The organism is Terriglobales bacterium (assembly GCA_035567895.1).
In the GTDB taxonomy this organism is placed as follows: domain Bacteria; phylum Acidobacteriota; class Terriglobia; order Terriglobales; family Acidobacteriaceae; genus Gp1-AA112.
The window spans coordinates 1-22,408 of sequence record DATMPC010000109.1 but is presented as its reverse complement, the minus strand read 5'-3'; the positions used below and the strand labels follow the sequence as shown (position 1 = coordinate 22,408).

23 protein-coding genes are annotated in these 22,408 nt (G+C 56.1%); 10 read left to right on the top strand and 13 right to left on the bottom strand.

Translation table 11 applies throughout. From position 1 onward, the window contains the following. Positions 1-232 precede the first annotated feature (232 nt). The 5 genes from VNX88_23505 to VNX88_23485 form a co-directional block, all read right to left on the bottom strand. Positions 233-1,162: a hypothetical protein gene (locus VNX88_23505; GenBank protein HWY71653.1), complete on the bottom strand. Its 930-nt coding sequence runs from the start codon at positions 1,160-1,162 to the stop codon at positions 233-235. A gap of 733 nt (positions 1,163-1,895) precedes the next feature. Beyond that, positions 1,896-2,267 (bottom strand): DoxX family protein, encoded by a 372-nt coding sequence (locus tag VNX88_23500; GenBank protein ID HWY71652.1) that lies wholly within the window; start codon positions 2,265-2,267, stop codon positions 1,896-1,898. A 302-nt stretch (positions 2,268-2,569) separates the two neighbouring features. Continuing rightward, on the bottom strand, positions 2,570-2,935 hold the full coding sequence (locus VNX88_23495) for a DUF1801 domain-containing protein (GenBank protein HWY71651.1): 366 nt from the start codon (positions 2,933-2,935) through the stop codon (positions 2,570-2,572). A 419-nt stretch (positions 2,936-3,354) separates the two neighbouring features. Next, a complete protein-coding gene (locus VNX88_23490) occupies positions 3,355-3,810 on the bottom strand; it encodes an SRPBCC domain-containing protein (protein HWY71650.1) in 456 nt (151 codons plus the stop codon). Positions 3,811-3,830: 20 nt separating this feature from the next. Then, positions 3,831-4,187, bottom strand: a complete 357-nt coding sequence (locus VNX88_23485) for a metalloregulator ArsR/SmtB family transcription factor (GenBank protein ID HWY71649.1) — start codon at positions 4,185-4,187, stop codon at positions 3,831-3,833. Positions 4,188-4,289: 102 nt separating this feature from the next. On the opposite strand from VNX88_23485, the gene VNX88_23480 reads away from it, so the two are divergent. Next, positions 4,290-4,838, top strand: a complete 549-nt coding sequence (locus tag VNX88_23480; protein HWY71648.1) for an SRPBCC family protein — start codon at positions 4,290-4,292, stop codon at positions 4,836-4,838. A 117-nt stretch (positions 4,839-4,955) separates the two neighbouring features. Here the strand turns inward: VNX88_23480 and VNX88_23475 are convergent, their stop codons facing one another. Continuing rightward, positions 4,956-5,492 carry a DUF1569 domain-containing protein gene (locus VNX88_23475; GenBank protein ID HWY71647.1) on the bottom strand — a complete coding sequence of 179 codons (537 nt, stop codon included), beginning with the start codon at positions 5,490-5,492 and terminating at the stop codon, positions 4,956-4,958. A 225-nt stretch (positions 5,493-5,717) separates the two neighbouring features. On the opposite strand from VNX88_23475, the gene VNX88_23470 reads away from it, so the two are divergent. The 3 genes from VNX88_23470 to VNX88_23460 all read left to right on the top strand — a co-directional run bounded on the left by VNX88_23470 (position 5,718) and on the right by VNX88_23460 (position 7,508). After that, positions 5,718-6,380 carry a hypothetical protein gene (locus VNX88_23470; protein HWY71646.1) on the top strand — a complete coding sequence of 221 codons (663 nt, stop codon included), beginning with the start codon at positions 5,718-5,720 and terminating at the stop codon, positions 6,378-6,380. A gap of 228 nt (positions 6,381-6,608) precedes the next feature. Then, positions 6,609-7,118 carry a DUF2147 domain-containing protein gene (locus VNX88_23465; GenBank protein ID HWY71645.1) on the top strand — a complete coding sequence of 170 codons (510 nt, stop codon included), beginning with the start codon at positions 6,609-6,611 and terminating at the stop codon, positions 7,116-7,118. Positions 7,119-7,238: 120 nt separating this feature from the next. Beyond that, positions 7,239-7,508 (top strand): DUF2277 domain-containing protein, encoded by a 270-nt coding sequence (locus VNX88_23460; protein HWY71644.1) that lies wholly within the window; start codon positions 7,239-7,241, stop codon positions 7,506-7,508. 53 nt (positions 7,509-7,561) lie between these two features. On the opposite strand, the gene VNX88_23455 is transcribed toward VNX88_23460, so the two are convergent. Together VNX88_23455 and ligD are read right to left on the bottom strand one after the other, a co-directional pair. Then, positions 7,562-8,251, bottom strand: a complete 690-nt coding sequence (locus VNX88_23455) for a GntR family transcriptional regulator (protein HWY71643.1) — start codon at positions 8,249-8,251, stop codon at positions 7,562-7,564. 48 nt (positions 8,252-8,299) lie between these two features. Continuing rightward, positions 8,300-9,355 (bottom strand): non-homologous end-joining DNA ligase, encoded by a 1,056-nt coding sequence (ligD, locus tag VNX88_23450; GenBank protein ID HWY71642.1) that lies wholly within the window; start codon positions 9,353-9,355, stop codon positions 8,300-8,302. A 154-nt stretch (positions 9,356-9,509) separates the two neighbouring features. Here ligD and VNX88_23445 point away from each other — a divergent pair, with 154 nt between their 5' ends. Together VNX88_23445 and VNX88_23440 are read left to right on the top strand one after the other, a co-directional pair. Further along, on the top strand, positions 9,510-10,337 hold the full coding sequence (locus VNX88_23445; protein HWY71641.1) for a nucleotidyltransferase: 828 nt from the start codon (positions 9,510-9,512) through the stop codon (positions 10,335-10,337). 51 nt (positions 10,338-10,388) lie between these two features. Further along, entirely contained in the window at positions 10,389-11,096 is a 708-nt protein-coding gene (locus VNX88_23440) for a metallophosphoesterase (GenBank protein HWY71640.1), read from the top strand. Between the two features lie 111 nt (positions 11,097-11,207). Here VNX88_23440 and VNX88_23435 read toward each other — a convergent pair whose 3' ends face one another. The 3 genes from VNX88_23435 to VNX88_23425 all read right to left on the bottom strand — a co-directional run bounded on the left by VNX88_23435 (position 11,208) and on the right by VNX88_23425 (position 14,259). Beyond that, positions 11,208-11,870 (bottom strand): hypothetical protein, encoded by a 663-nt coding sequence (locus VNX88_23435; protein HWY71639.1) that lies wholly within the window; start codon positions 11,868-11,870, stop codon positions 11,208-11,210. 240 nt (positions 11,871-12,110) lie between these two features. After that, positions 12,111-12,737, bottom strand: a complete 627-nt coding sequence (locus VNX88_23430) for a hypothetical protein (GenBank protein ID HWY71638.1) — start codon at positions 12,735-12,737, stop codon at positions 12,111-12,113. A 196-nt stretch (positions 12,738-12,933) separates the two neighbouring features. Next, positions 12,934-14,259, bottom strand: a complete 1,326-nt coding sequence (locus VNX88_23425) for a protein kinase (GenBank protein ID HWY71637.1) — start codon at positions 14,257-14,259, stop codon at positions 12,934-12,936. A 332-nt stretch (positions 14,260-14,591) separates the two neighbouring features. On the opposite strand from VNX88_23425, the gene VNX88_23420 reads away from it, so the two are divergent. The 4 genes from VNX88_23420 to VNX88_23405 all read left to right on the top strand — a co-directional run bounded on the left by VNX88_23420 (position 14,592) and on the right by VNX88_23405 (position 20,610). Further along, the gene (locus VNX88_23420; protein HWY71636.1) at positions 14,592-16,124 is read left to right on the top strand and encodes a pitrilysin family protein; all 1,533 of its coding nucleotides are present in this window, start codon (positions 14,592-14,594) and stop codon (positions 16,122-16,124) included. Further along, a complete protein-coding gene (locus VNX88_23415) occupies positions 16,121-17,581 on the top strand; it encodes a pitrilysin family protein (protein ID HWY71635.1) in 1,461 nt (486 codons plus the stop codon). The genes VNX88_23420 and VNX88_23415 overlap by 4 nt, the downstream gene beginning before the upstream one ends. A gap of 241 nt (positions 17,582-17,822) precedes the next feature. Then, entirely contained in the window at positions 17,823-18,347 is a 525-nt protein-coding gene (locus VNX88_23410) for a superoxide dismutase family protein (protein HWY71634.1), read from the top strand. Positions 18,348-18,639: 292 nt separating this feature from the next. Next, positions 18,640-20,610 carry a CocE/NonD family hydrolase gene (locus VNX88_23405; protein ID HWY71633.1) on the top strand — a complete coding sequence of 657 codons (1,971 nt, stop codon included), beginning with the start codon at positions 18,640-18,642 and terminating at the stop codon, positions 20,608-20,610. 156 nt (positions 20,611-20,766) lie between these two features. Here VNX88_23405 and VNX88_23400 read toward each other — a convergent pair whose 3' ends face one another. Together VNX88_23400 and VNX88_23395 are read right to left on the bottom strand one after the other, a co-directional pair. Beyond that, positions 20,767-22,059, bottom strand: coding sequence for a GAF domain-containing protein (locus tag VNX88_23400; GenBank protein HWY71632.1), 1,293 nt, complete (start codon positions 22,057-22,059; stop codon positions 20,767-20,769). A gap of 63 nt (positions 22,060-22,122) precedes the next feature. Then, on the bottom strand, positions 22,123-22,408 hold a 286-nt coding region (locus tag VNX88_23395), incomplete at its 5' end, for a hypothetical protein (GenBank protein HWY71631.1).

The following is a 22,408-nucleotide window of genomic DNA, read 5'->3' as shown; positions in this document are numbered from 1 at the left end:
CTTCGGCCAACAGAGGGCCTCAGAATGACAGTCTTAGAAAAAAAGGGAACGGCCTGAGAGCCTGTCGGAGAGAACGATTCCCGAACCAGGAATCAATAACTTACAGAGACTCGATTATTTGTAAGTTGTTGATTCTTCGTTCGCAAAAATCTATCTCCGACAGGCTCCTGAACTGTGTAATTTGCTTAGAATCGCTCAGTTCAGGGCTGTCCCCTGTTGGTCTAGTGCGACGTTATTGTTCGCAAAACACTCTTATGCCGTCCTGCAGGGCGGCCGTGCTGGAGTAGCCAAGCGTTGAAGCGGAGGCTTCCATGCCGCCAAACTGATCCGCCATTGCAGAAACGGTCTTTCCGTGACAGTTTGGCTGTCCGGGCGTACCAATGCCGGTAACAGCATTCCCGTCAAGGGAAAATGTCATGTTGAAGGTTCCGGCGCCCACAATGTCTCCGCCAATACGCAGCCAGTCGGGTGAGAGGTTGGCATTGCGAATCCACGCTTGCAAGTCGGTTATCCCGGGAGGAAAGGGAGTACCGGCAGTGGTCGGCCTGGGTGCAGAGAGGAATAAGAAATTGCCGCCGCTTACTTCAACCTCGGGTCGGAAGAAGTAGTGGCCTGCTGGGAGGAACAGCGGGGTACTGAAGGTGATATCGATTTCCACCTGCTGGCCCTGCGCCGTCCCTTCACCATGCGTAAGCTGCTGGGGAAACTTGTTGATACTGTTGACTACAGTATTTTGGACTTGAAAATCTCCGATCCCATTCGCGACAAAACTCAGAGTACCGCCGTTGGAATCGCGAGTTGCGCTGTCGATTTCGTGATCGGAAGGAGAGTTGGCTCGCGTCGGTACGCTGGGTGTACGATTCGCGTCGGAGTCCGCGGAAAAAATGTGGTAAATCTCCACCTCGACTCTGGTGACGTTAGAGGCACCGCCCCCTGTGATCAGCCCGTGAACCGTGGCTCCGCTTACAACTGTAGGCTGAGTCAGCACGAAATCATCGGCTGTTTCGGTTTCAAGTCCCTGGGAACCAGCAGTCCGGGAGAGCGCGCCCAATTTGGCGTCGGGGCTACCGGTGGTGAAAGAAAAATGTTGGGCCTGCGCGGCAACAGCAAAACAACTCGCGAAAGCCATTGTGAATAACGTTAGACTAAGTCGCTTTCTCATTCTTGCTCCTTGTGAAGTTCGTATTTGTTTAAACTTGTTTTGTGATAAACAATCGGGGCCTTAGACTGCGTGCGAGGTCTTTTACTTCTCTGTGGGTTCCCAGTGGCCGGATAGTTGCGAAGAGTTTTGTCTTGATATCTCTTCAGCTTGGTTAGTCGCAGGTTAGGTGTGCACGCGAAGACCCCTCTAATGCAACTCCGCGTGCACGATCCCACCGGTTACAACAACGAAATGTGTTTACTCCTCTGCGCGAGGAAAGACGATTTCGCACCAACTCGTCTAAGTTCTCAACACGGGATGAGTAGGCGGAATGAGGAGAATGCTCGCAACCGTTCGGTCTCGTCCGCCAGCCATGAGATGTAATGAAGTTATGACGTGATGCGAAAACCCGCGAACTGAGTAGCGCAGTCGTTAAGCAAGAGAAACAGCTTATAAGTCATACACTTGAAGTAAGCGTGAAGGGGCTTGCTTGTAGTCAATCAAAGAAAGATGTGGGGCGAGTTGTGTTTGTAAACTGTATGAAGGAGTAAGTCCGTCCCAGAGGACGTGAGAATCAGTGACCATAACAACCCGACACTAGGCACTATGCACTTATTTAGTTTTCAGTAGTGTTATTGCCACTTTGATGCTGCGCAGGAGCTGCGCAAGCCCGGCTCCAAGGCTGCGGAGTGCACTCTTTTGAGAGAAGATGCAACACGGGCGTCACGGGGGGGCTGCAGGGGTCGGCCGCCGTTCAGAGGATCGGTTTCAGGACCATCCGCTCGTACGCGATGAACGCCATGAGAAGACCCAGCACGCCGCTCATGATGATGGTCGTGATCTCGCGGTACTTGGCGTGCACCCCGACGAACACGAGGCTCTCGATCGCTAGGACCGTGGCGGCCACCACCGTGAGCGCCGGGTGCCAGTGGAAGGCGGCGGGGACGATCAGCCCGACCGTGCAGACGAGTTCGAGGATGCCGAGGGCCGTCCAGGCTTCCCGCGGCAACGCGCCAAAGGACGGGACATCCTTGCTTATGTTGTCGAACATGAAGACCTTCATGACGCCCGACGCGCCGTAGAGGAGCGCGGCGAGTACCTGCAGGACCCACAACAGGATGTTCATCGTAGTTCCTCCTCCGGGTTTCCGCGTCGGCGCGGGGCGGTTTCTCACCGCGCGATCCACGTTCTGAGCCCAGATCTCGTGACCATGGGCACCTCATGATACCCAACCGCCGGCAGTGATGTCGCGATTCCAAGCAACCACGATAGGACACTACGGATCAGGCCGCGCGGCACAATTCGAGTTAAGTACTTGTGTGGTGGTTTCCCATAAAGCACGACAGACCCGCAAGACTACCGCAGTCCTTGTTTACGAACATGAGCCGGGGAGCAATGCATTCATATCCTGGAAAAGGTTTGGAATCGTCAGGTTCGCCACTTCTTATCTTCCTCGACGCTCTCCCGAACGCGAAACTCGGTCATCCTGCGGATCAGATCTAACGGCAACGGCTTTTGCAGTGGAAACTGAACAGAATTGTCGGATGTTACAAATTCCGAGAGCTCCTTCGCGAAAGCCTTTACCGCCGATGGAGTCGGATGAAAGCCTATGTGATTCTTGTGGGCGGCGAAGGTGAGGAGAATCCTCTTATGGGAATATGCCGGCATGCCCCATTTCAATCCCTCGGTTGAGCCGGGAGCTGCGTTGCGGATGCAATCGCGCATCTCCCGCAGCTTTTTCTGCGTTTCTCTGGGAGCTACACTGATGTATTCGTCAACCGTTTTGGGACGCATCTTAGGGGTCATAGCTCTGGATTGCGAATCTGAGCCGACGATGGTAACACAAGCAGGATCTTGTCGTTGATGTTGGCCGAGTACCTCACCCTTGTCTTCTTCCCGTTAAGGAACCGGTAGAGAGCGTGGCGGGTCTCCCGGCGTCCCCCTTCCCGTTCTGGTCCGTTCAGACAACCATACAAAGACTAGGGGACAGGTTACAGGGGACAGGTTACAGGGGACAGGGAACAGGGGAAGCAGCCAACCAGGGGTTTCGCGCTTTTGCGCTCAAGCTAAAAGTCAGGGTAGGCTCGAAAAACCGGCAATCGGTAATCGGCAATCGGTTAAGGCAACATCAAATGCAAAAACCGACTACCAGATTGGCGCGCCTTCGGCGCTCGTGTGCGCTGCCGCCGATCTCCATATGCTAGGGGCTCCGGTTAACTGAGCGCAGCGTACTCCGCCAGGCCGGAGAGGCAGCCTTGCCACCCGTATTGATGTTGGTCTCGAATAGCGACATCGGGGATGCGCTCGTGGATCACAGCGACTTCGGTTCCGTTCTCGCGGGGCTCGAAGCTCACTGTAACGATTTCCGAGGCATGGGTTTCGGATTCGATTTGCCACGTGTAGGCGAGTTTCATTGGCGGCTGCACGACGCGGTACTCGCCGATAATCCAAAGCACTTTCCCGTCAGGCAGGCGATTCCCAATTCGGTATTTGCCTCCGACGCGCAAGTCCACAACCGCATCGATGCAGGTAACGCCTTCGGGACCCCACCATTGCTTGAGGCGCTCCGGCTGAGTCCAGGCAGCGAAGAGCCACTCTGGCGTTGCGGCGATCGTCTTGCGTACTTCAAGCCTCAAGGTCTCCCGCTGGCTTGCTGTCTGTTCAGGCAATGGCGTCTCCCTTCGCGCTCTTATTCGTGTTTGCTGTGCTCGGCGTACGAGGCGAGGGAGTCGAGTGTTCCCTCCCAGAAGTGGCGGTAGTGATTGAGCCACTGCTGTACTCCCTGGAGCGGCTCCGCCCGGAATGAGCAGCGGTGCACCCTGCCATCGACGCTTCTCGCAACCAGGCGAGCTTTTTCCAGCACCCGGATATGTCGCGATACTGCGGGCAGCGACATGCGAAACGGCTCCGCCAGTTCGGTGACCATCGCGGGACCATGGGACAGCCTGGCCAGTAATGCCCGCCGCGTGCGGTCGCCCAGCGCACGGAATACCGCGTCGAGCCTGGCGTCGGACAAAGATGGTTTTGTTTTCGTGGTTGACAACATGCATCCGCTTCCCGTATAGGAATTTAATATTAAACAATCTTGTTAAATATTGCCAGCGCTATTGATATTGAAATCGGAGCGCTCGGCATGTGAGGAGGATTCATGATGTCTGCATTCTCGAATCGTCGGGAATTTTCCTTGCGGATGGCGTCGGTTTGTTCGCTGCTTGGTCTTTCGGGCCTGCCGTTTCTCATCTCGCCCGTCTCGGCCTTAGCTGCGGAGAGCGAGGAGATCTCCAACCACAGTGAAGCTATTCATCAGGAAGTGGTATTCAAAGCGGCTCCTGATCGCGTATACAAGGCGCTGACCGATCCTGGGCAATTCAGCAAGATCACCGAGTTCAGCATGCCTGGCGCGACGGCGCACATCAGTGGTCAGGTAGGGGGCGCGTTCTCTCTATTCGCAGGCCACATTACGGGAAGACACATCGAGCTGGTGCCGAATCAGCGCATCGTCCAGGCCTGGCGCGACGACGGTTGGGCGCCGGGTGTGTATTCCATTGCCAAGTTCGAGCTGCATGATTCCGGCTCCGGAACCCGGCTCGTCTTCGACCACACTGGTTTCCCGCAAGGTAGCGCAGCTCATCTGGCAATAGGCTGGAAGAGTCATTATTGGGAACCTATGGCGAAATACCTGGAACACGGCAAGTAGAATTCACTCGCGTGTTCCCATTTCAGGTTGGGACGCTGGGGCAAATCAGCGGCGACGGCCACAAACAGAGAGGTGCGCCAGAATGAACCCATCAACACCACGCGCCTCCGGTGGGTCCTAGCTCGCGGCGGCGATGTCGCGGTTGAGGGCTGCATACGTGGCCGTGAGTTCGTCGACCTGCTTCATGTGGTGGCGGGTGTGGAGGAGATGGAATTTGCGCCATCCGCTCAGACGGATCGGTCCCAAAACAGGATGGTCGGCAATCTTCACCTTCTCTCCAAATCTCCGCTCGCATTCTGCGAATGCCAAGTCCATCTTCTCCAGATTAGCGAAGATCAGCTCTGTCGCTTCGCGGCCGCTGATTCCTGTGGGTTCAACTCGCTTCGGACTCTTTCTTCCACTCGGGATATAGCTGAACGTCAGCACGCAGAGTTGTGCGGCGCGATGCTTTAGTGTCGGCGAAGTTGCCAGCGGGCGGCCTTCTCGCAAAAGCTTCTCGAACAGGCGTGCGGTCGTGCCGAAGGTGAGCGCGAGATGCTCCAGGATCCCCGCAGAATCCCATTTGCCCTCAGGATGCAGGCGAAGTTGATGCTCAGATAGACCGTCGGTTGAGTTGGCAACTGCGTCACGAATCTGCTTGGTGGTCGGATGCAAGTCCCTTACTCCAGTTGGATTAAGTCTTCAATGTATATAAACCGGGCCGACTGCAATCAGTTGCGGAATCTTTCTCCAATCGATGAGGCGGACAGGGAAAGGGTCGAACTTTCTTTAAGCGGAAAGCCGCGCAGAGGAACGCCCTTCTGGTCGCAGGTGGTGAGCTTGATTCCCGACCGCAGCATCCGGGTATCTGACGAAAAGTTGAAGGTATTATTAGCTCCAATGACGACGATTTGGAAGACGGTTTTGACGCTTTGCGCGGCTTGCGCGATGCTTGCGTGCTCTTCATCTCCCTCTAGCCGCGAGACGGCGTCGGCTCCGGCGAAACCTGAGCCTCCGAAGCAGAGCGATGTCGGGAGTGGTCGCATAGCCTTCCAGAGGCTCTATACGACCTCACGTGGCTGGGCCGGAGACACGGAGCCAGTCAGCCTGGAGTCTCAGAACTACAAGCATGCCGGCGGGAATCCTGAAGCGCCGCTTGGACATGATGGAAAATCGGCTATTTGGCGGGGAACCTTTGCCTCGTCGAGTCGCCAGTCTATGAAGACCTACATGTGGTCGGGCCTGACCGGCCCGGATGCGCCGAGTCCGGGCATCACTCCCGGGACTGAAGATAGTTGGAGCGCGACCAATAAGTCTACTCAGCCATTCCAACTCGTGTACCTGAAGTTCGACACGGACCAGGCACTCGAAACCGCCCAGAAGCATGGGGGTGTTGCACTGCTAAAGAAAGATCCAGACCTCCCGGTGAACTACCGGCTGAGTTGGGAGGGACGGAGGTCCATGCTGGTATGGCACGTCGTCTACGGAAAAAGCACCAACGAACCGGACCTCGATGTGGTGGTGGATGCAACCACCAATCAGTTCGTCCGCGTAGAGAAGTAGCCTGTTCGGAAAAAGCAGTTTAGGGCTAACTTCGGCTTGCCCGCCCGGCTAATTTTTTCAAGTTACTTAAGATTTATGACACGGCAAATAGCCGTTTGAGTCCCTCCGCGACCCATGGAAAATCGATCTCTTACAGGCAAAATAGGTGCCGCCGGTCCCCTCCCGACGCACTGTTTATTGGCTTGAATTGCCTCTACTTCCACTATGCCATTGTCGATGCGCAGGTTATTGAATCGAACGCTCGCGTTTGTTGGGATGCTGTTATTGGTCTCGCCTGGTCTTCAGGGCCAGGATGAGAGCATGCGCCTCGGGCCCTTTCTCGGCAAGTGGCTTACGTCGAGCAAACAAGGTGTAGTGGAAATCTATGATTGCGGCGGCGCCCTCTGCGGACGGGTCGTCGGGCTGAAGCAGAATCGGGACGCGAATGGCATGCCTTGGCGCGACGGATACAATCCCGATCCGGAGGCGCGCAACCGGCCGGTTTGCGGCAGCCTGGTGTTCAAGAATCTCCAGTGGAACGAACAGCGATCCATGTGGGCGGGCAGGCTCTACGACGCGGAAAATGGCAAGGAATATGAGGGTAGGTTGACGGTAGAGCGTCCTGGAGAGATGCGCCTGCGTGGGTCTCTCGTACATTTTTCCTGGTTGAGCGAAACCGTTGTGTGGACCCTGTACCAGGGTGAACTCAGCTCGGACTGCGAAATGCGAGATTCAATTGCCATGAAGAGAAGCAACTAGCCCTCAGCAAAAGCGACCTCGAAAAATCTGGCTTCGCCACCCTCCAGCCCTTCCACACGGTTGCTTTAGAATGCGAAGTGTTCAGAGCATTGAATCGCTCTGGTTTTTGAGGTGCCGATCGTGTGCAGAAATATAAAAACTCTCTTCAATTTCGATCCGCCAGTCACCGATGATGAGGTTCGCGCTGCTTCGCTGCAATTCATAAGAAAGATCAGCGGCTTTAACAAGCCGTCAAAGGCCAATGAGGACGCGTTTGAGGCAGCGGTGGACGAGGTTGCCGCGATCTCATTACGTCTTCTTCGGGCACTCGAGACTACGGCTCCGCCGAAGAATCGTGAAGAAGAAGCTGCCAAGGCGAGGGCTCGCGGACTGGAAAGATTTGGAGCCTGACGAGCGGCAGAATAGAGAGCTCGTCCGAGCCGACGAACGTCCTAAAAACCAGACTAGTCAATTTGCAGGTGGCGGTATTTGCGCCAGTAGCCGACTGTGACCTCTTGGAATACTTGGCTGGCTTTGGCGGGATCGTTGGTGGCCAGTGCATCCAGGATTTGTTGATGTTGCTTCACCGCTGCGGCGTAGCCGCCCTTCACGTCGTGATGTTTCAGCAGAACGAAGGCAAACAGTGCAAATGTGATGCGATCGAGCGCGGCGCTGAGGTGTTCGTTACCTGAGATCTCCCACATGGCACGATGGAAAGCCACGTCGCTTTGGTGGAAGGCAGATCGATCGAAGATTTCAGCGGCGCCGGCCATCGCTTCCAGGTGCTGCTGAAGTTGAGCCAATCCTGCGGACGTCATGTTGCGAGCCGCGCGCTCGACGGCTAGTGTTTCTAACCCCATCCTGACTTCGAACATCTTCTGCATGTCGGTGGGATTGAGGTCGGTAACGTACGTTCCCCGATTCGGTAGTTTACGGACAAAGCCCTGATACTCCAGCTCTTTTAACGCTTCTCGAATCGTCGGCTGGCCGATGCCAAAGAGGTCTGCCAGCTTTTGCTCGATAAGGCGCTCGCCCGGCTTTAGGTGGCCGTCGAGGATCGCGGAGCGCATCTGCTCGGCGACTGTTTCCGGAAGGGATCGCAGTCTTACCGGGCTAAGGCCGGCGGCCGCGATCTCGCGTTCGATGGATTTCATGTCCCGCATGTCAGGATGCAGCAGGTTGCGTCTCGATTCTGCTCTTGGTTATCCAGCTTGGCTGGTTGCTTCTGACTTCGCCGTCCGACTCGGCTTCTTCTTGCTTGGAGTGGTTTTGGGCGGTGCCTCACGGCCGGCCGCCCTACTGCCGCGGCGGGTGCGAGGCTTTGCGTCTGGCTCAGCGCCCAACTCGCTGACATTGGGCAAGTACTGCTCGAGCGTGAGCACAGGAGCGAAGATGTCGCCCATCTTTCCCACCCGTTCGAGTACTTGCTTGGAATCGAAGACGACCAGATTGGCGTCTTTCTTCTTGAGACACTTTTCAACTTCCTCCCATGTCACGGGAGTCGAGACCGTCGGGCGCTCCTTCGCGCGCAGGGAATAGACATTGATCGTGGTCTTGTGTTCGTCGTTCTGACTCCAGTCGACAAAGATTTTGCCCACTCGCAACGCTTTCTTCATATCCGAGACGACGAAGTCAGGATGCTCCTGCTCGAGCAGGCGAGCCAGAGCGCGCGAAAACCCCTTCGTCTCGTCGTACGTGACGGGAGTATTTAGGGGAACGTAGATCTGGAGTCCCTTCGACCCTGAGGTCTTGGCGAAGGACTGCAAGTTGAAACTGTCAAAGATATCCTTCAGCCAGAACGCCACCTGGCAGCAAAGAACGATGTCGGCCGGAGGGCCGGGATCGAGGTCGAAGACCATCATGGTGGGCTGCTCGATCTTTGCGGCGTAGGAGAGCGAGGTGTGGAGCTCGAGATCGGCAAGATTGGCCGCCCAGACCAATGTGGGAAGATCCTGGGCCAGACAATACTGCATGTAGTCCTTGCGTCCGTAGCTGTAAATCGGCGCGGTTTGCACCCAGTCTGGACGATGCTTGGGACAGTTCTTCTCGTAGAAATACATGCCATCAACGCCTTCGGGATAGCGCTTCATCGTGAGCGGGCGGTCCTTGAGATGGGAAAGCAACACCGGTGCTATGCGCACGAAGTAGTCAATGACCTGTCCTTTGGTGAAACCGACCGCTGGGTAGAGAACTTTGTCGAGATTAGAGAGTTTCAGCATCTTGCCTTCGATCTCGATTACCGTTTCCTTCTTCGCCACGGCATTTCCTCTCCGTTCCTCAATGGATGAATGGATGCAATTTAGCAGGTATCGCAGAAGTTGACGAATACATGCGCATTCCGAGCTGCTGGTTACGATTTTCCCTTGTGGGACCACAACATACAGCTACATGACTACCATCTAAGCCTAAGCCGTGCCCCACACTCACAAACCGTTGCCGGTAAGTTCGTCGCAGGCCCCGCAGTTCGCGCCTGAGCAGGAGCACCTGTTTCGCGAAGTGCTACGGATCCTGAACGGGCAAGAGGTCCCCTGTGCGGTGTCGGGGGCATTTGCGCTTCATGAGCATACCGGTATCTGGCGCGATACCAAGGACCTCGATATTTTTCTTGCGGCGGATCAAGTATCGCGGACGATGCAAGCCCTCAACGAACTCGGTTTCGAGACTGAAATTTGCGATCCTGTGTGGCTATGCAAGGCCCGGCAAGGCAATTACTTCGTAGATCTTATTTCCGGAATGAGTAATGCGGTTGTTCGTGTAGATCAGTCGTGGATCGATCGTGCATCACAATCGGAAGTGCTTGGGATCACCGTGCGGGTGCTCGCGCCTGAAGAACTGATTGCTTCTAAGCTCTTCGTCGCTTTTCGCGAACGCTTCGACGGATCCGACATTGCGCACGTTATTTATGCGGCGGGAGACCGAATGGATTGGCAGCGCTTATTGAACTTGGTTGGGGATCACTGGGGCGTGCTGCTGTGGTCGCTCACCCTATTTCACTACGTGTATCCCAGCTCCAATGCGGTACCAAAATGGATTTGGTCCGATTTGCTGGCGAAACTTCATGCGGAACTCGAAAGCCCAAATTCGGAAGCACCGTTCCGCGGCAGCTTGATCGACGAAAGAATATTCGCCATCGACGTGTGCGAATGGAACCTGGAAAACTTGATCGAGAAGTATCGAGCGCAGGCAGAGCCAAAGATTGAGGAGCCGGCGCTCAAAGTAATAGGGGAGCCGGCGGCATGAGGAGCCCCGGCGATATTGAGCGGTGAGTCTTCAGAGCGAAAGTAAGAACCCATGCGAATCGCCGCGCTAGCCGATCTTCATTTTTCACCCCAGAGTTATGACCGTATTCGCGATGCCATGGGACGGCTACGCGACGAGGCTGACCTTCTGATTCTGGCTGGCGATCTTACCAATCTCGGGAAGCCTGAAGAGATGGAGTCGATGCTGGCGTCGTTCATGCGGCTTCGTGTCCCGATCGTTGCGGTGCTGGGAAATCACGACTTTGAGAGCGGCAAGCAGGAAGAGCTTGCGAAGATGATGTCCGCCGAGGGCGTAAAGGTTCTCGATGGCAGTGGATATGAGCGCGATGGAGTGGGTTTTGCCGGTACCAAGGGTTTCATTGGGGGCTTTGGACGCGGTGTCCTCACCGCCTTCGGCGAGCCTGAGGTAAAGGCCTTCGTGCAGAGCGCGATCAATGAGACGCTCAAGCTGGAGCGGGCATTGTCGATGCTGCGCACGGAAAAGCGCATCGTGGTCACGCACTATTCGCCGGTTATCGATACGGTGAGAGGCGAGCCCGAGCAGATATTTCCTTACTTAGGTAGCGGACGACTAGCGGAGGTAATTGATCGTCACCAGGCAATTCTCGCCGTGCACGGGCACGCGCATCATGGAGCCTTGGAGGGAAAGACTACCGGCGGAGTCCCCGTCTATAACGTGGCCTTACCGCTTCTAATGGCGCGAACGCCCTCGGCACCATATCGGCTGTTCGATGTGTAAGCCAAAAGAGAAAGTAGTTTCGATTTTTCAGCAAAGCCAGTCGCTTGTAGCAATGCTGTTCCAGCCTTGTTTAGCCGAAACTCGAAACCTGAAAACTCGAAACGCGTTTTCTTATCCCCGCCCCGCCAACGATGGTAGGGATTGCAGCGCGGCCAGCAAATCCTCATTCTCCTCAATGCGCTGATACACCTGGCCGAAGGCAGCGTTGATTCCCGAACAGATCTGTTCATTCCGCTTGAGCGCGTCGAACAAGGTCGGGCAATTGGGATCACGTTCTGCGATGGCCTTATAGACAAGCCGTTCAGTGTATACGCGCTCGAATAATGCCGCTACGCCCTTTGGTCCTTCAGACCGAGCGACATCATTCTTAGCAACTTCTGTCTTCTTAGGAGCCTCAATGAGCCTGGCGCCCTCCGTGACATGGGCACCCTCTACGAATTTGGCACTCTCTACCACCTTGGCGCTTTCGATCAGCCTGGCTCCCTCCACGAGTTTGGCACCCTCCACGAACTTGGCATCCTCCACGAACTTGGCACCCTCAATCACTTTGGCCGATTCTGTGAAGTTACCGTTGGCCGGCTTGCTGAGTTGATGGTCGCCCTCCGTTTTGGGAGTCTCCTGTGGGCGAAACGTCACTCTACCGCAACCGTCGCCACGGCACAGCAACGCAACCATGGCAAGGGACCTTCCGTCCTCGCTGGTCAAACGCAAGCGCACCCTTTCCAGGTCTGTGTTCCCACAGGTGCAGGTGAGCATTTTGTTCTTCTGGGGCATCGGGCAGTTTCTCCACTTCAAGTACTCATCAAACCTTATTCACCACGGATTCACGATTCACCACGGAGTCACGGAGGAAGAACAAGCTAACCACAAAGGGCACAAAGGAACACGAGTGAAGTCATTGCGAGAAGCAAGCCTTCTTTGAGATTTTCCTTTGTGTGGCCTTGGTGTCCTTTGTGGTTTGACTTAGGCTGCTTCTCAGTGTGCTCCGTGGCTCCGTGGTGAAACTGTTTCTTGCTATTCCTCTTCGAGCTTGCTTTCCGCCGAGACAACATCTTTCGCTAATTCGAGTTCTGCTGGCTGCTCGTGTCCGTGCGCGACCTTCACGCGACGTGCGGGTAGCGTGATGGCATCGGCGCGCATGAAGTGTCCGTTATGAATGAGAACGTGGAAGCGAAACCAGTCGGTCCGGAACATGCGCCCGGCGGCGAAGAACGTAATCGAGATATCAACGATCCCATCGAAGTCTTTTCCGGTCATGGCTGTTAAGCGGTCGCCGATGCTCTCGGCCCAGGTCAGACCTCCGATGAGCGGATCGTTAAGAGTGACCTTCTCGAACGGCCGTGCTCCTGTGAGGTTGCGGAACTGCAGCACCTCTAGCAGGACCGAGGCTTTTGCGAGGTTCGTGACAACGATTTCTAGTTCCGTGGCCGACAGGCGGCGTAACTTGATGTGCAACTCGGGCGCCCATTCGCGTTCGAACTCTTCACGGGCGAGGGCTACTCCCTTGTCGGTTGCCTCAACCTGGCGCAGCGTTGCCCGCGCGAGTACCAAACTGAAAATGCACGTGACGACTGTTGCAACTACCGGAACGTAGTTGATCAGAGTGGTTACTACCGCGCTGTGGTCGTTAAGCCAGGGCATAGCTGCGCGCAAGAGTACCTAAATCTATTGCACGCTCCCTAGATGCGTCTGGGATAGGGACTTTGGTAACGCGCGCGAGGTTGTTGGAAGCAAGGGAATTGCGGGGATTACTCGGGAGGTTCAATGCACCAGAGAGCGAGGTAGTAAACGGAGCGCCCGCCAGGGCGCCGGCGCTCCGTGGCAAGAAAACTGCAGTTCAGCCGACTTGTCTTGGCTGAACAGTCACGCCGCTTCGCGTGAACGTAAATTGCAGGAGCCAGGTCTTTGCAATCTGCGTAGGCGCGAACTTCCACTCCTGTGTTGATTGCATGGCGAGATTCGCAAAGTACCGGCTTGGACCGGCAGATGCGAACTCCGCTCTCGTAACGTTTCCGCGTTCATCGACGTGCGCCCTCACAGTCACTTTAAGTCTTCCCGAAATGGTTCGCAAAGCTTTCGCGGGAACGTCTGGTACGACTTGACGCATGATCTGATCCGGAGCAAGGGTTCCCTCTGTGGTCTTCGAAGCTTCGGTCCGCGCGGGACTGCGTGGCACAGCTTGAGCGGAGGACGCTGCATTCTCTCCAGCTTTGGGCTTCTGGTTGGGACTGCGGTGCAACAGGCCGGCCAGCAGCAGGATGATCCCAACCATCGCCGCAAATGGGATTGCATAGAGCCAATAATTGTTGCGCTTTTGCGGCGTTACCGATGCGACCACAGCTTTCGGCTGGTTTTTTAGTGTGGGTGAAAGCGCGTTTAATCGGTTAGTAATTTCTGCGATCTTCCATCGGCTCCGCGGATCGCGTACGAGGCAGTGACGCGCGATATCGGCGAATGGCTCAGGTATCTTGTCCGGGACCGAAGGTTCACCTCGCAGCCGATCGGTCCAGGTTGGCAGGCGTTGTGTGAGAGTTTCGGCCAGGGTGACTCCCAGCGACCACATGTCTCCTTCGGGAGTAAGTCCTTCAGTCGAAGTCTCTGGCGGATTGTAGGGGGAGGGCTGGCCCGAAGTGGGAGTGCCTGGCCGGCAGAGGCCGTCGCTGGAGAGCTTTATCTGCTCTCCAGCAACGAGAATGTTCGCTGGTTTCAGACGTCCATGAGCGAATCCGTTGTTGTGAATGAGAGCGAGCGTATTCAGTGTAGCCGTGAGCAGGTCGCGTGTTTCTTGTGGCGTTAGAGGGCGCTGCGGAAGAATTTGCGACAGCGTCTCATCCGCGTGCTCCATCACAATAAAGAGCAGTTGATGATCGTTCAGCTGGCACTTTCCTACTTCGAAGATGCGAAGAAGGTAAGGATGCGAGAGCTTTGCTGAGAGCTTTAGCCGCCCGAGCCGAATGTCGGCATTGGCTTCGTCTGCTGCGATCAGCTTAATCGCTGCCTTCTGTGGATTCCCGCTAAGAATTTCAGTGAGGAAGACGGCGCTGTGATCTGAACCGCCGAGGTACTGGCGTAGGGGATACGTTCCGTTTACGACTTGTCCTTCCCATTGCTTGCTTTGTTCAAACACAATCTCGCCGCTCGCTGTCTGGGTCGCTTCGAGCATGGAATCTGCTCCTTGGGGGTTTTTGGTTCAGAACGGCAGCGCTCGGGCAATTATGCCCTGCTGGGAGCAGAGTTGCCAGCACGAAAGGGCAGGGGCGAATCAGGTAATCGGGCCATCCGGTGATCGGGTGAAGTGAAAGGCAAGCGCATTTGGACGATCGGCCAATGAGGAAGAGATGTCAAGAAATCTGCTTTTGCCGGAACACTGATCGCCAAAGGGACCCAAGTTCTTACTTCACCCGATCACCCGATGGCCCGATTCTTCGTTGTCCTTCGTGTTGACCCCCGGTGCAGTTTGCATTTAGCTTCGCAGACAGTTCGCAAGGAGACTCGATGTCCCGAGTTATTCGTCTTTCTTTGTCTCTGCTTATCGCATTAGCTGCGGCAGCAGCTGCGCAAGATGTTGCTTCCTTCGAAAAGAAAACCCACGTCAAGACGCTGGCGAATGGACTAACTGTCCTGGTCTGCGAGCGGCACGAAGCGCCTGTCTTTTCGTTCTACACCCACGTTGATGCCGGCTCCGCACAGGATCCAAAAGGCGAGACCGGCATGGCGCACATGTTCGAACACATGGCGTTCAAGGGTACGCCCACGATCGGTACCACGAACTACGCGGCAGAAAAAGCGGCGATGGAAAAGGAAGAGGAAGCATATCTCGCGCTGCAGCGTGAGCGCCTCAAGCGAGTCGGGAGCGATCCAAAGAAGATTGAAGAGTTGGAGAAGGTGTTTCTCCAAGCGCAGGAAGAGGCTGACAAGTACGTAAAGAAGAATGAGTTTAGCGAGATCGTCGAGGCCCAGGGTGGACAAGACCTAAATGCCGCCACGGGTGAAGACGAGACTTCGTACTTCTACTCCATGCCGGCCAACCGGTTGGAGTTGTGGGCGTATCTCGAATCTGAGCGCTTCCTGCACCCTGTGCTGCGGGAGTTTTATCAGGAGCGCGACGTCGTCTTCGAGGAGCGGCGCATGCGGACGGATTCGAGTCCGATTGGGCGCATGATCGAACAGTTCCTGGCGACGGCATACGCGGCGCATCCTTATCGCAACCCCAATGTGGGATGGCCGTCGGATCTCGCCAGCCTTACGCGCACTGATGCGCAGAAGTTCTTCGACACTTACTACGTTGCTTCCAACATGACGGTTGCGGTCGTGGGAGACGTGAAGCCCGACGAAGTGTTCGCACTTGCAGAGAAATACTTTGGACGTCTGCCAGCCAAACCCAAGCCGGAGGAGCTACATACAGTCGAGCCGGAGCAAGTGGATGAACGCAACATTACGATTCCGGAGCCGTCGCAGCCGATTTATCTCGAGGGCTATCATCGCCCGGACTATCGCGATCCAGATGATGCCGTGTACGACGCAATTTCTGACTTGCTTTCAGAAGGCAGAACATCGCGATTGTATCGGTCGCTGGTGCGCGACAAGAAGATCGCGGCGGCAGCAGTTGGATTTACGGATTTCCCTGGGATTAAGTATCCGAGCCTGTTTGGCTTTTACGCGGTTCCCATTCAGGGACACAAGCCGCCCGAGCTGCAGACGGCATTTCGCGAAGAGATTGAGCGAATGAAGACGCAGGATGTAGGTGACGCCGAATTGCAGACGGTGAAGACGCGCGCCAAAGCCAATCTGATTCGGGGACTCGGTGAGAACGGCGGTCTGGCAGCGCAGCTCGCGATTGCCCAGGCGCGCTATGGCAACTGGCGCGAGTTGTTCTACAACATCGATCGTTTGCAAAAAGTCACGAAAGAGGACATTCGTCGCGTGGCCAATAAGACGTTTACAAGCACAAATCGGACGGTTGCGGTGGTCCAAACCGTGGCGCCGTCTGCACCTCCTAGCCCAGCTGGACCGGGAGGTGAACGGTGATACGGACGACGAAGTACCTGTTGGCTGCCTGGCTTGTCTATGCCGGTTGCGTATCCTTCGCACAGCAGAGCTGGCAGCAGGTCCCGATTCCTCCGCTGGCGAAGTTCACGCCTCAGGAGCCTACGCGCATTCAGTTACCGAATGGCATGGTTATTTTTCTTCAGGAGGATCATGAGCTCCCGCTGATCAGCGGGTCAGCGTTGATCAAGGGCGGCTCAAGTTCGGAGCCTGCGGCGAAGACGGGCATGATGTCGATCTACTCGGCCAGTTGGCGCACGAGCGGGACGGAGAAGAAGACTGGGGATCAGCTCGACGATGAATTGGAGGCGATCGGCGCGAAGGTTGAAACCGGTGCAGGTGTCGACACGACTTCAGCTAGCTTTAATTGCCTGAAAGAGAATTTCGATCAGGTATTCGGCGACTTCCTCGATGTGCTCGAGCATCCGGTGTTTCGCGAAGACAAGATCGCGTTGGCGAAGCGCCGGCTCAACACCGCCATATCGCGACGGAACGACGAGATCGACAGCATCGCCGGCCGCGAGGCGGCCAAGCTCGGCTACGGCAAGGACAGCCCTTATGGCCGCGAGGCAGAGTACTGGACCGTCGCCGCAGTAACTCGCCAGGATCTGCTCGACTGGCACAAGCGCCACTTCGCTCCCAATAACATCATCTTCGGCATGGTCGGTGATTTTGATTCGAAGCAGATGGAGAGTCGTCTGCGCGAAGCTTTTGGCTCGCTACCGAAGGGCACACCATACGATCCACCTCATATTCCCGTTCCGGGTCCAAAGCCGGGGGTGTATCTTGCGGAAAAGACGGATACGAACCAGAGTGAGATCGCCATGCTCGGTGTTGGCATTCGCCGCGATAATCCCGACTACTTCGCGGTGCGCGTGATGAACGAGATCTTTGGCGGAGGATTTTCTTCGCGACTATTCAAGAATCTGCGTACTGGACAAGCGTTGGCCTATTCTGTGGGCGGGCAAATCGGTGCCGGATATAACCATCCCGGGCTGATCGATATCAGCATGGGTACAAAGAGTTCGTCAACAGCGAAGGCGGTTGCAGCTTTGTATCAGCAGATCGACGACCTGCTCGGCACGCCTCCGACTGAAACGGAACTCAAGCAGGCACGGGACTCGATTCTCAACGGTTTTATCTTTGCGTACGATTCGCCCGACAAGATTCTCGGCGAGCAGCTTATCTATGAGCTGTACGGATATCCAAAAGACTTCCTCGAGCGCTTCCGTGACGCGGTGGACAAAGTGACAGCCGCGGAAGTGAGTCGCGTCGCCCGGAAGTACATCGACAAGCGCAAGCTGGCGGTGCTGGTGGTGGGCAATCCAAAAGAGTTCGACAAGCCGCTGGCGCAGTTCGGGCAGGTGACGAAGCTTGACATCAGCATTCCAACCGCACCTCCGGGAGCGAAGCCGGCACCGACGGGCGGTCAGGACTAAGGAGATGTCCGGAACCCAGGACCGACGCCGCCCTCGCGCGGGGGTCAGCCTTGAGTACCCAGGATTTAGGTTCTGAGAGGTGGACTTCTGGATCCTCCCTGTTGTGGCACAGACACCGTCGCCCCTGCCGGCTTTTGGCGGAGCCACAGCTGAGGGCGGCTGTGCCACTGCGCGCGTCGGTCCCGTGTCCTCTGTTTATCCTCTAAAGAGTAGAATTCCCATCGCATACAGGAGAGAGCCAATGAAAGCCCGTCTATTATTCGTGATTTGTTTTTGCGGATTGCTCATCTGCGCAGTTTCGGCTCAGGCAAAGAGCAAGGGAACCACTGTTCAACTGAAGAATGGCCAGGGTGAAGATGTTGGTACTGCCACGGTCTCGTCTGCCGGCAAGAAGGGTGCAACCATCAAGCTCAACGCGAAGAATCTGCCGCCGGGCGAGCACGCAATACATATCCACCAGAATGCAAAGTGCGAAGGGCCGGACTTCAAGTCTGCGGGGCCGCATTTCAATCCCGACAACAAAAAGCACGGACTCGAAAATCCCGAAGGTCACCATGCCGGCGATATGAAGAACTTCACCGTCGGCAGCGATGGCACAGCGAAGACAACCGTCAACGATGCTGACGTCACACTCGGCACCGACAGCCATTCTCTGTTCAGCAATGGTGGCACTGCGCTCGTGATCCATGCCAAGGCGGATGACATGAAGACCGATCCTTCGGGCAACGCTGGTGATCGCATTGCTTGCGGTGTGATTGCGAAGTAGGGTGACTTTCACTGTTGTTCAGTGGATTTCGTCTACAAACACTGTCATCCTGAGGCCTGGTGTTGGCCGAAGGATCTCCCGGAATGAGTCAGCCACAAATGCTGCCGGTGTGGCTCTTCGGCGAAAAATTACTGAGCACTGGCCGAAATGCCAGGAAATAGCGAACAAGTCCGACGGATCTCAGGAGATCCTTCGGCCAACTTCGGGCTTCAGGATGACAGCCACAAAGCTGACATTCCCACTCCTCCCTTGACCTCGCGCGTCTTCCACATGTTCAATACCTCCTTCGCCCATGAAGCTAACTCACGTCGTCCGCACTCTTACGTTGAGTGCTCCGATCTTTGGATTTGGAGTCCTCATACTCGCTTCATCACTCGCGGCGCAGAACGCGCCTCTTTACCCGAACTTTCCTAGCGAAACTCCCGCAAAGTTCGAGCCTGCCAGTGCAAGTTGGGACTACAGCCGTCGCGAAGTGATGATCCCGATGCGCGATGGTGTTCGGCTGCACACGGTGATCCTTGTCCCAAAAGGGGCCACTCACGCGCCGATTCTGCTTACGCGCACGCCCTATGAGGCAGATTCGCTGACGAATCATGCCTACAGCTCACACCTCGGTCCGATCCTGAACGGCTACGACAATGCGGTGGACGTGATTGTGGAGGGCGGCTACATCCGCGTAGTGCAGGACATTCGGGGTAAATACGATTCTGAAGGCGATTACGTGATGACGCGGCCGCTACATGGTCCGCTGAATCCGACGCCGGTGGATCATGCTACCGACACGTACGACACCATCGACTGGCTGGTGAAGAACATTCCCGAGACGAACGGTAAAGTGGGGATTCTTGGAATCTCCTACGACGGATTTCTTCCACTCATGGCGCTGGTGAATCCGCACCCCGCGTTGAAGGTGAGCGTGCCGATGAATCCGATGGTCGACGGATGGATGGGCGACGACTGGTTCCATAATGGTGCTTTCCGCGAACAGAACATGCCGTACATTTACGAACAGGAGTCGTCGCGAAAGAACGACTTCAAGTGGTGGAGAAGCCATTACGATGACTACGACGAGTTCATGCAGGCCGGATCGGCGGGCGAACTCGGACGCCAGCATGGGCTGGAACAAATGGGCTTTTGGCGCAAGATCCTGGAGCACCCCAGCTACGACAGCTTCTGGCGCGAACAGGCGATGGATAAGATTCTCGCCGCGCAGCCGCTCAAGGTGCCGATGATGCTGGTCGATAGCCTTTGGGACCAGGAAGACATCTACGGTGCGCCTGCGGTGTACAAAGCGCTAAAGCCCAAAGACACAAATAATGACAAAGTCTTCCTGGTGATGGGCCCATGGAGCCACGGCCAGGAGATCCACGAAGGCAGCGCGCTGGGGGCGATCAAGTTTGGGAGCGACACAGCGCTGTATTTCCGGCAACGGATACTTGGCCCATTCCTCGCGCACTATCTGAAGGACGATGCGCCGAAGGCAGATGTTCCCACGGTTTCAGCCTTCGAAACGGGAACGAATGCGTGGAGGCGTCTGCCTGCGTGGCCTGCAGGCTGCGAGAGCGGCTGCAAAGTCGAGGGCAAGCCAATCTATTTCAACGCCGATCGTAAACTGAGTCTCAGTGCGCCTAAGGCTGGCGATGCCGCGTTTGAAGAATACATTTCCGATCCGGCGAAGCCGGTGCCCTATCGCTCAAGACCGAATGTTCCTGTGTACTTTCCCGGGTCGACATGGTCGCAGTGGCTAGTCGACGATCAACGCGAGCCGTCGGGGCGGCAAGACGTCGTGTCCTTCGTGACCGACGTGCTGAAAGATCCAGTGAAGATCAGTGGGCAGCCTGTAGTGAACCTGGTGGCGTCCACCAGCGGCACCGATTCAGATTGGGTAGTGAAGGTGATCGACGTCTATCCCGACGAAGTCGCCGAGCAGCCCGCGATGGGGGGCTATCAGTTGATGGTTTCCGCTGACATTTTCCGCGGCCGCTATCGCGAGAGTCTGGAGAATCCGAAGGCCATCACTCCCGACAAGCCTCTGCTGTACAAATTTTCGCTGCCGACGGCCCACCATGTCTTTCTGCCCGGTCACCGGATCATGGTGCAGGTGCAATCAAGCTGGTTCCCGCTCTACGACCGCAATCCGCAGACGTTTGTTCCGAACATCTTTTGGGCAAAGCCGGGGGATTATCGCAAGACCACTCAGCAGCTGTATCACACATTGGGACAAGCTAGTTTTGTTGAGTTGCCGGTGGTGACGGGCCCTTAACGGGACGAGAAGATCAGTACCGGCGGCAGTAGCCGCCGGGTCAACGTTACCTGTGCGCTTAATGCCTGAGAGGGGACATACGTGTAGCGGCTGCCGCCGCCGGTACTGACACACGCGACCCGCTCGAGCGCGGTCGATCCTTCGATTGGTTGAGATTTACTTCCTGGGGTGACTAACCAGCTGCGGGGCCCGGCGTTGAGCCTCTGCGATCTCGCTGGCTGACATCACTTGTTGCAGATTCAGCAAGGCAGCGCTTGCGCGTACGTCGCCTGTCTTTTCGGAAAGTAAAAACCAGCCGTACGCGTTGACGAGGTTGCGCGGTGTGCCAATTCCGTCTCTCAACATCGTCCCGAGATTAAATTGGACTTGCCCGACTTCGTAGGGTTGCAGTTTGCGTGGTATCCCTGCGGCAGATTTATCGGTCTTTTGGTTTCCATTTTCGCGCGCAATCACCGCCCATACCGCAGCTTTCACACGGTCTCTCGTTACTCCGTCGCCTGCCGCGTAATGATCTGCGAGTGAGACCTGTGCAACTGTATCTCCGCTGAGGGCCTTGGCCATCAACACGCGTACTTTCGGAGCGGCATCACTTACCAGCGCTGTCGTCGATTCGAGACTGCCGGCCGAAGCAGGCGCGCTCGAGTGTTTTTCAGTAATCGCCGCAGTGTCGCCACTGGTCGAAGTCACATTCCTGCGGTGAAGCAAACGGGGAGCGGAGAACGCAAGCGAGGTAGCTACTGATGCTAGCGCAATCCATCGCGAGAGGCGCTTTAGAACTCTTGAGACACTTGGGAAATCCAGCAGCGACAATATCCTTGAGCGGAGATCGGCGTGATTGGTCGCGATCTCGGTAGATGGAGTCTGAAGTGCGGAGAGCCGGCCAGCCTGATCCAATTCAAAGCCTGGGGATTTCAGTTTCCAATTCTGGGGATCCCGTAGTTTCGTCTCCGAAGGCCGCTCCTCGACTAAGGCGAACGAGCGAAGAGCTTCGGCCTCTATCCGGGTCAAGGTCGCCGCATCGAACGCGCCCGGTCGGTTCGAAAAGACTTCCAGGATGCCGACGCAGCGAGACTCGCTGGAGATCGGCACAGCGGCTACTGAACGGATGCCTAATCGCTCGCAGGCTTCTTTATCCACACGCGGATCTGTAGCAGTGTCATCGCTATGCAATGTACGGTTCTCCCGAACCGCTTTTCCCGAGATTCCGGAATTGATATCGAGCAGCGCCCCGAGAGGCGGCGCCGTATCTCCGCAACGCGCAACGCATACCATGGTCGCGGGATCGGCGGGAGACTGGATCGCAATGGCGACTCCGCTGGCATTTACAGCAAACATCAGTCGAACCGCAAGCTTACTCAGCTCTACTTCGTAGCTTGCGGACTGCTCACTACGAGGAGGAACAGGTGTTCCGGAATCGCGTGTAAGCGGGATGGATTGGCTTTGACCCATTCTCGGAATGCTTAACGAGAACTGCTCACTACGGTTTACATCCAATCGAGTTGCAGGACATGATTATGCCCAATAACTCCGATCCAAAGTTCGGTACTGAATGGCTTCGGCGATGTGTTTCGACTGGATATCGGCCGTTCCATCCAGATCGGCTATCGTTCGGGCCACCTTCAAAATCCTGTCGTGTGCGCGGGCGCTGAGACCTTGCTGCTGCATGGCGCGTTCCAGCAGGCGTTCGCAGTCGCTCGAGAGTTCACAGTACGTACGAATTTGGCGCGGTCCCATCTGTGCATTCGAGTAGATGCGTTCACCAGCGGCGGCAAAGCGATTCAGTTGTACTTCGCGGGCG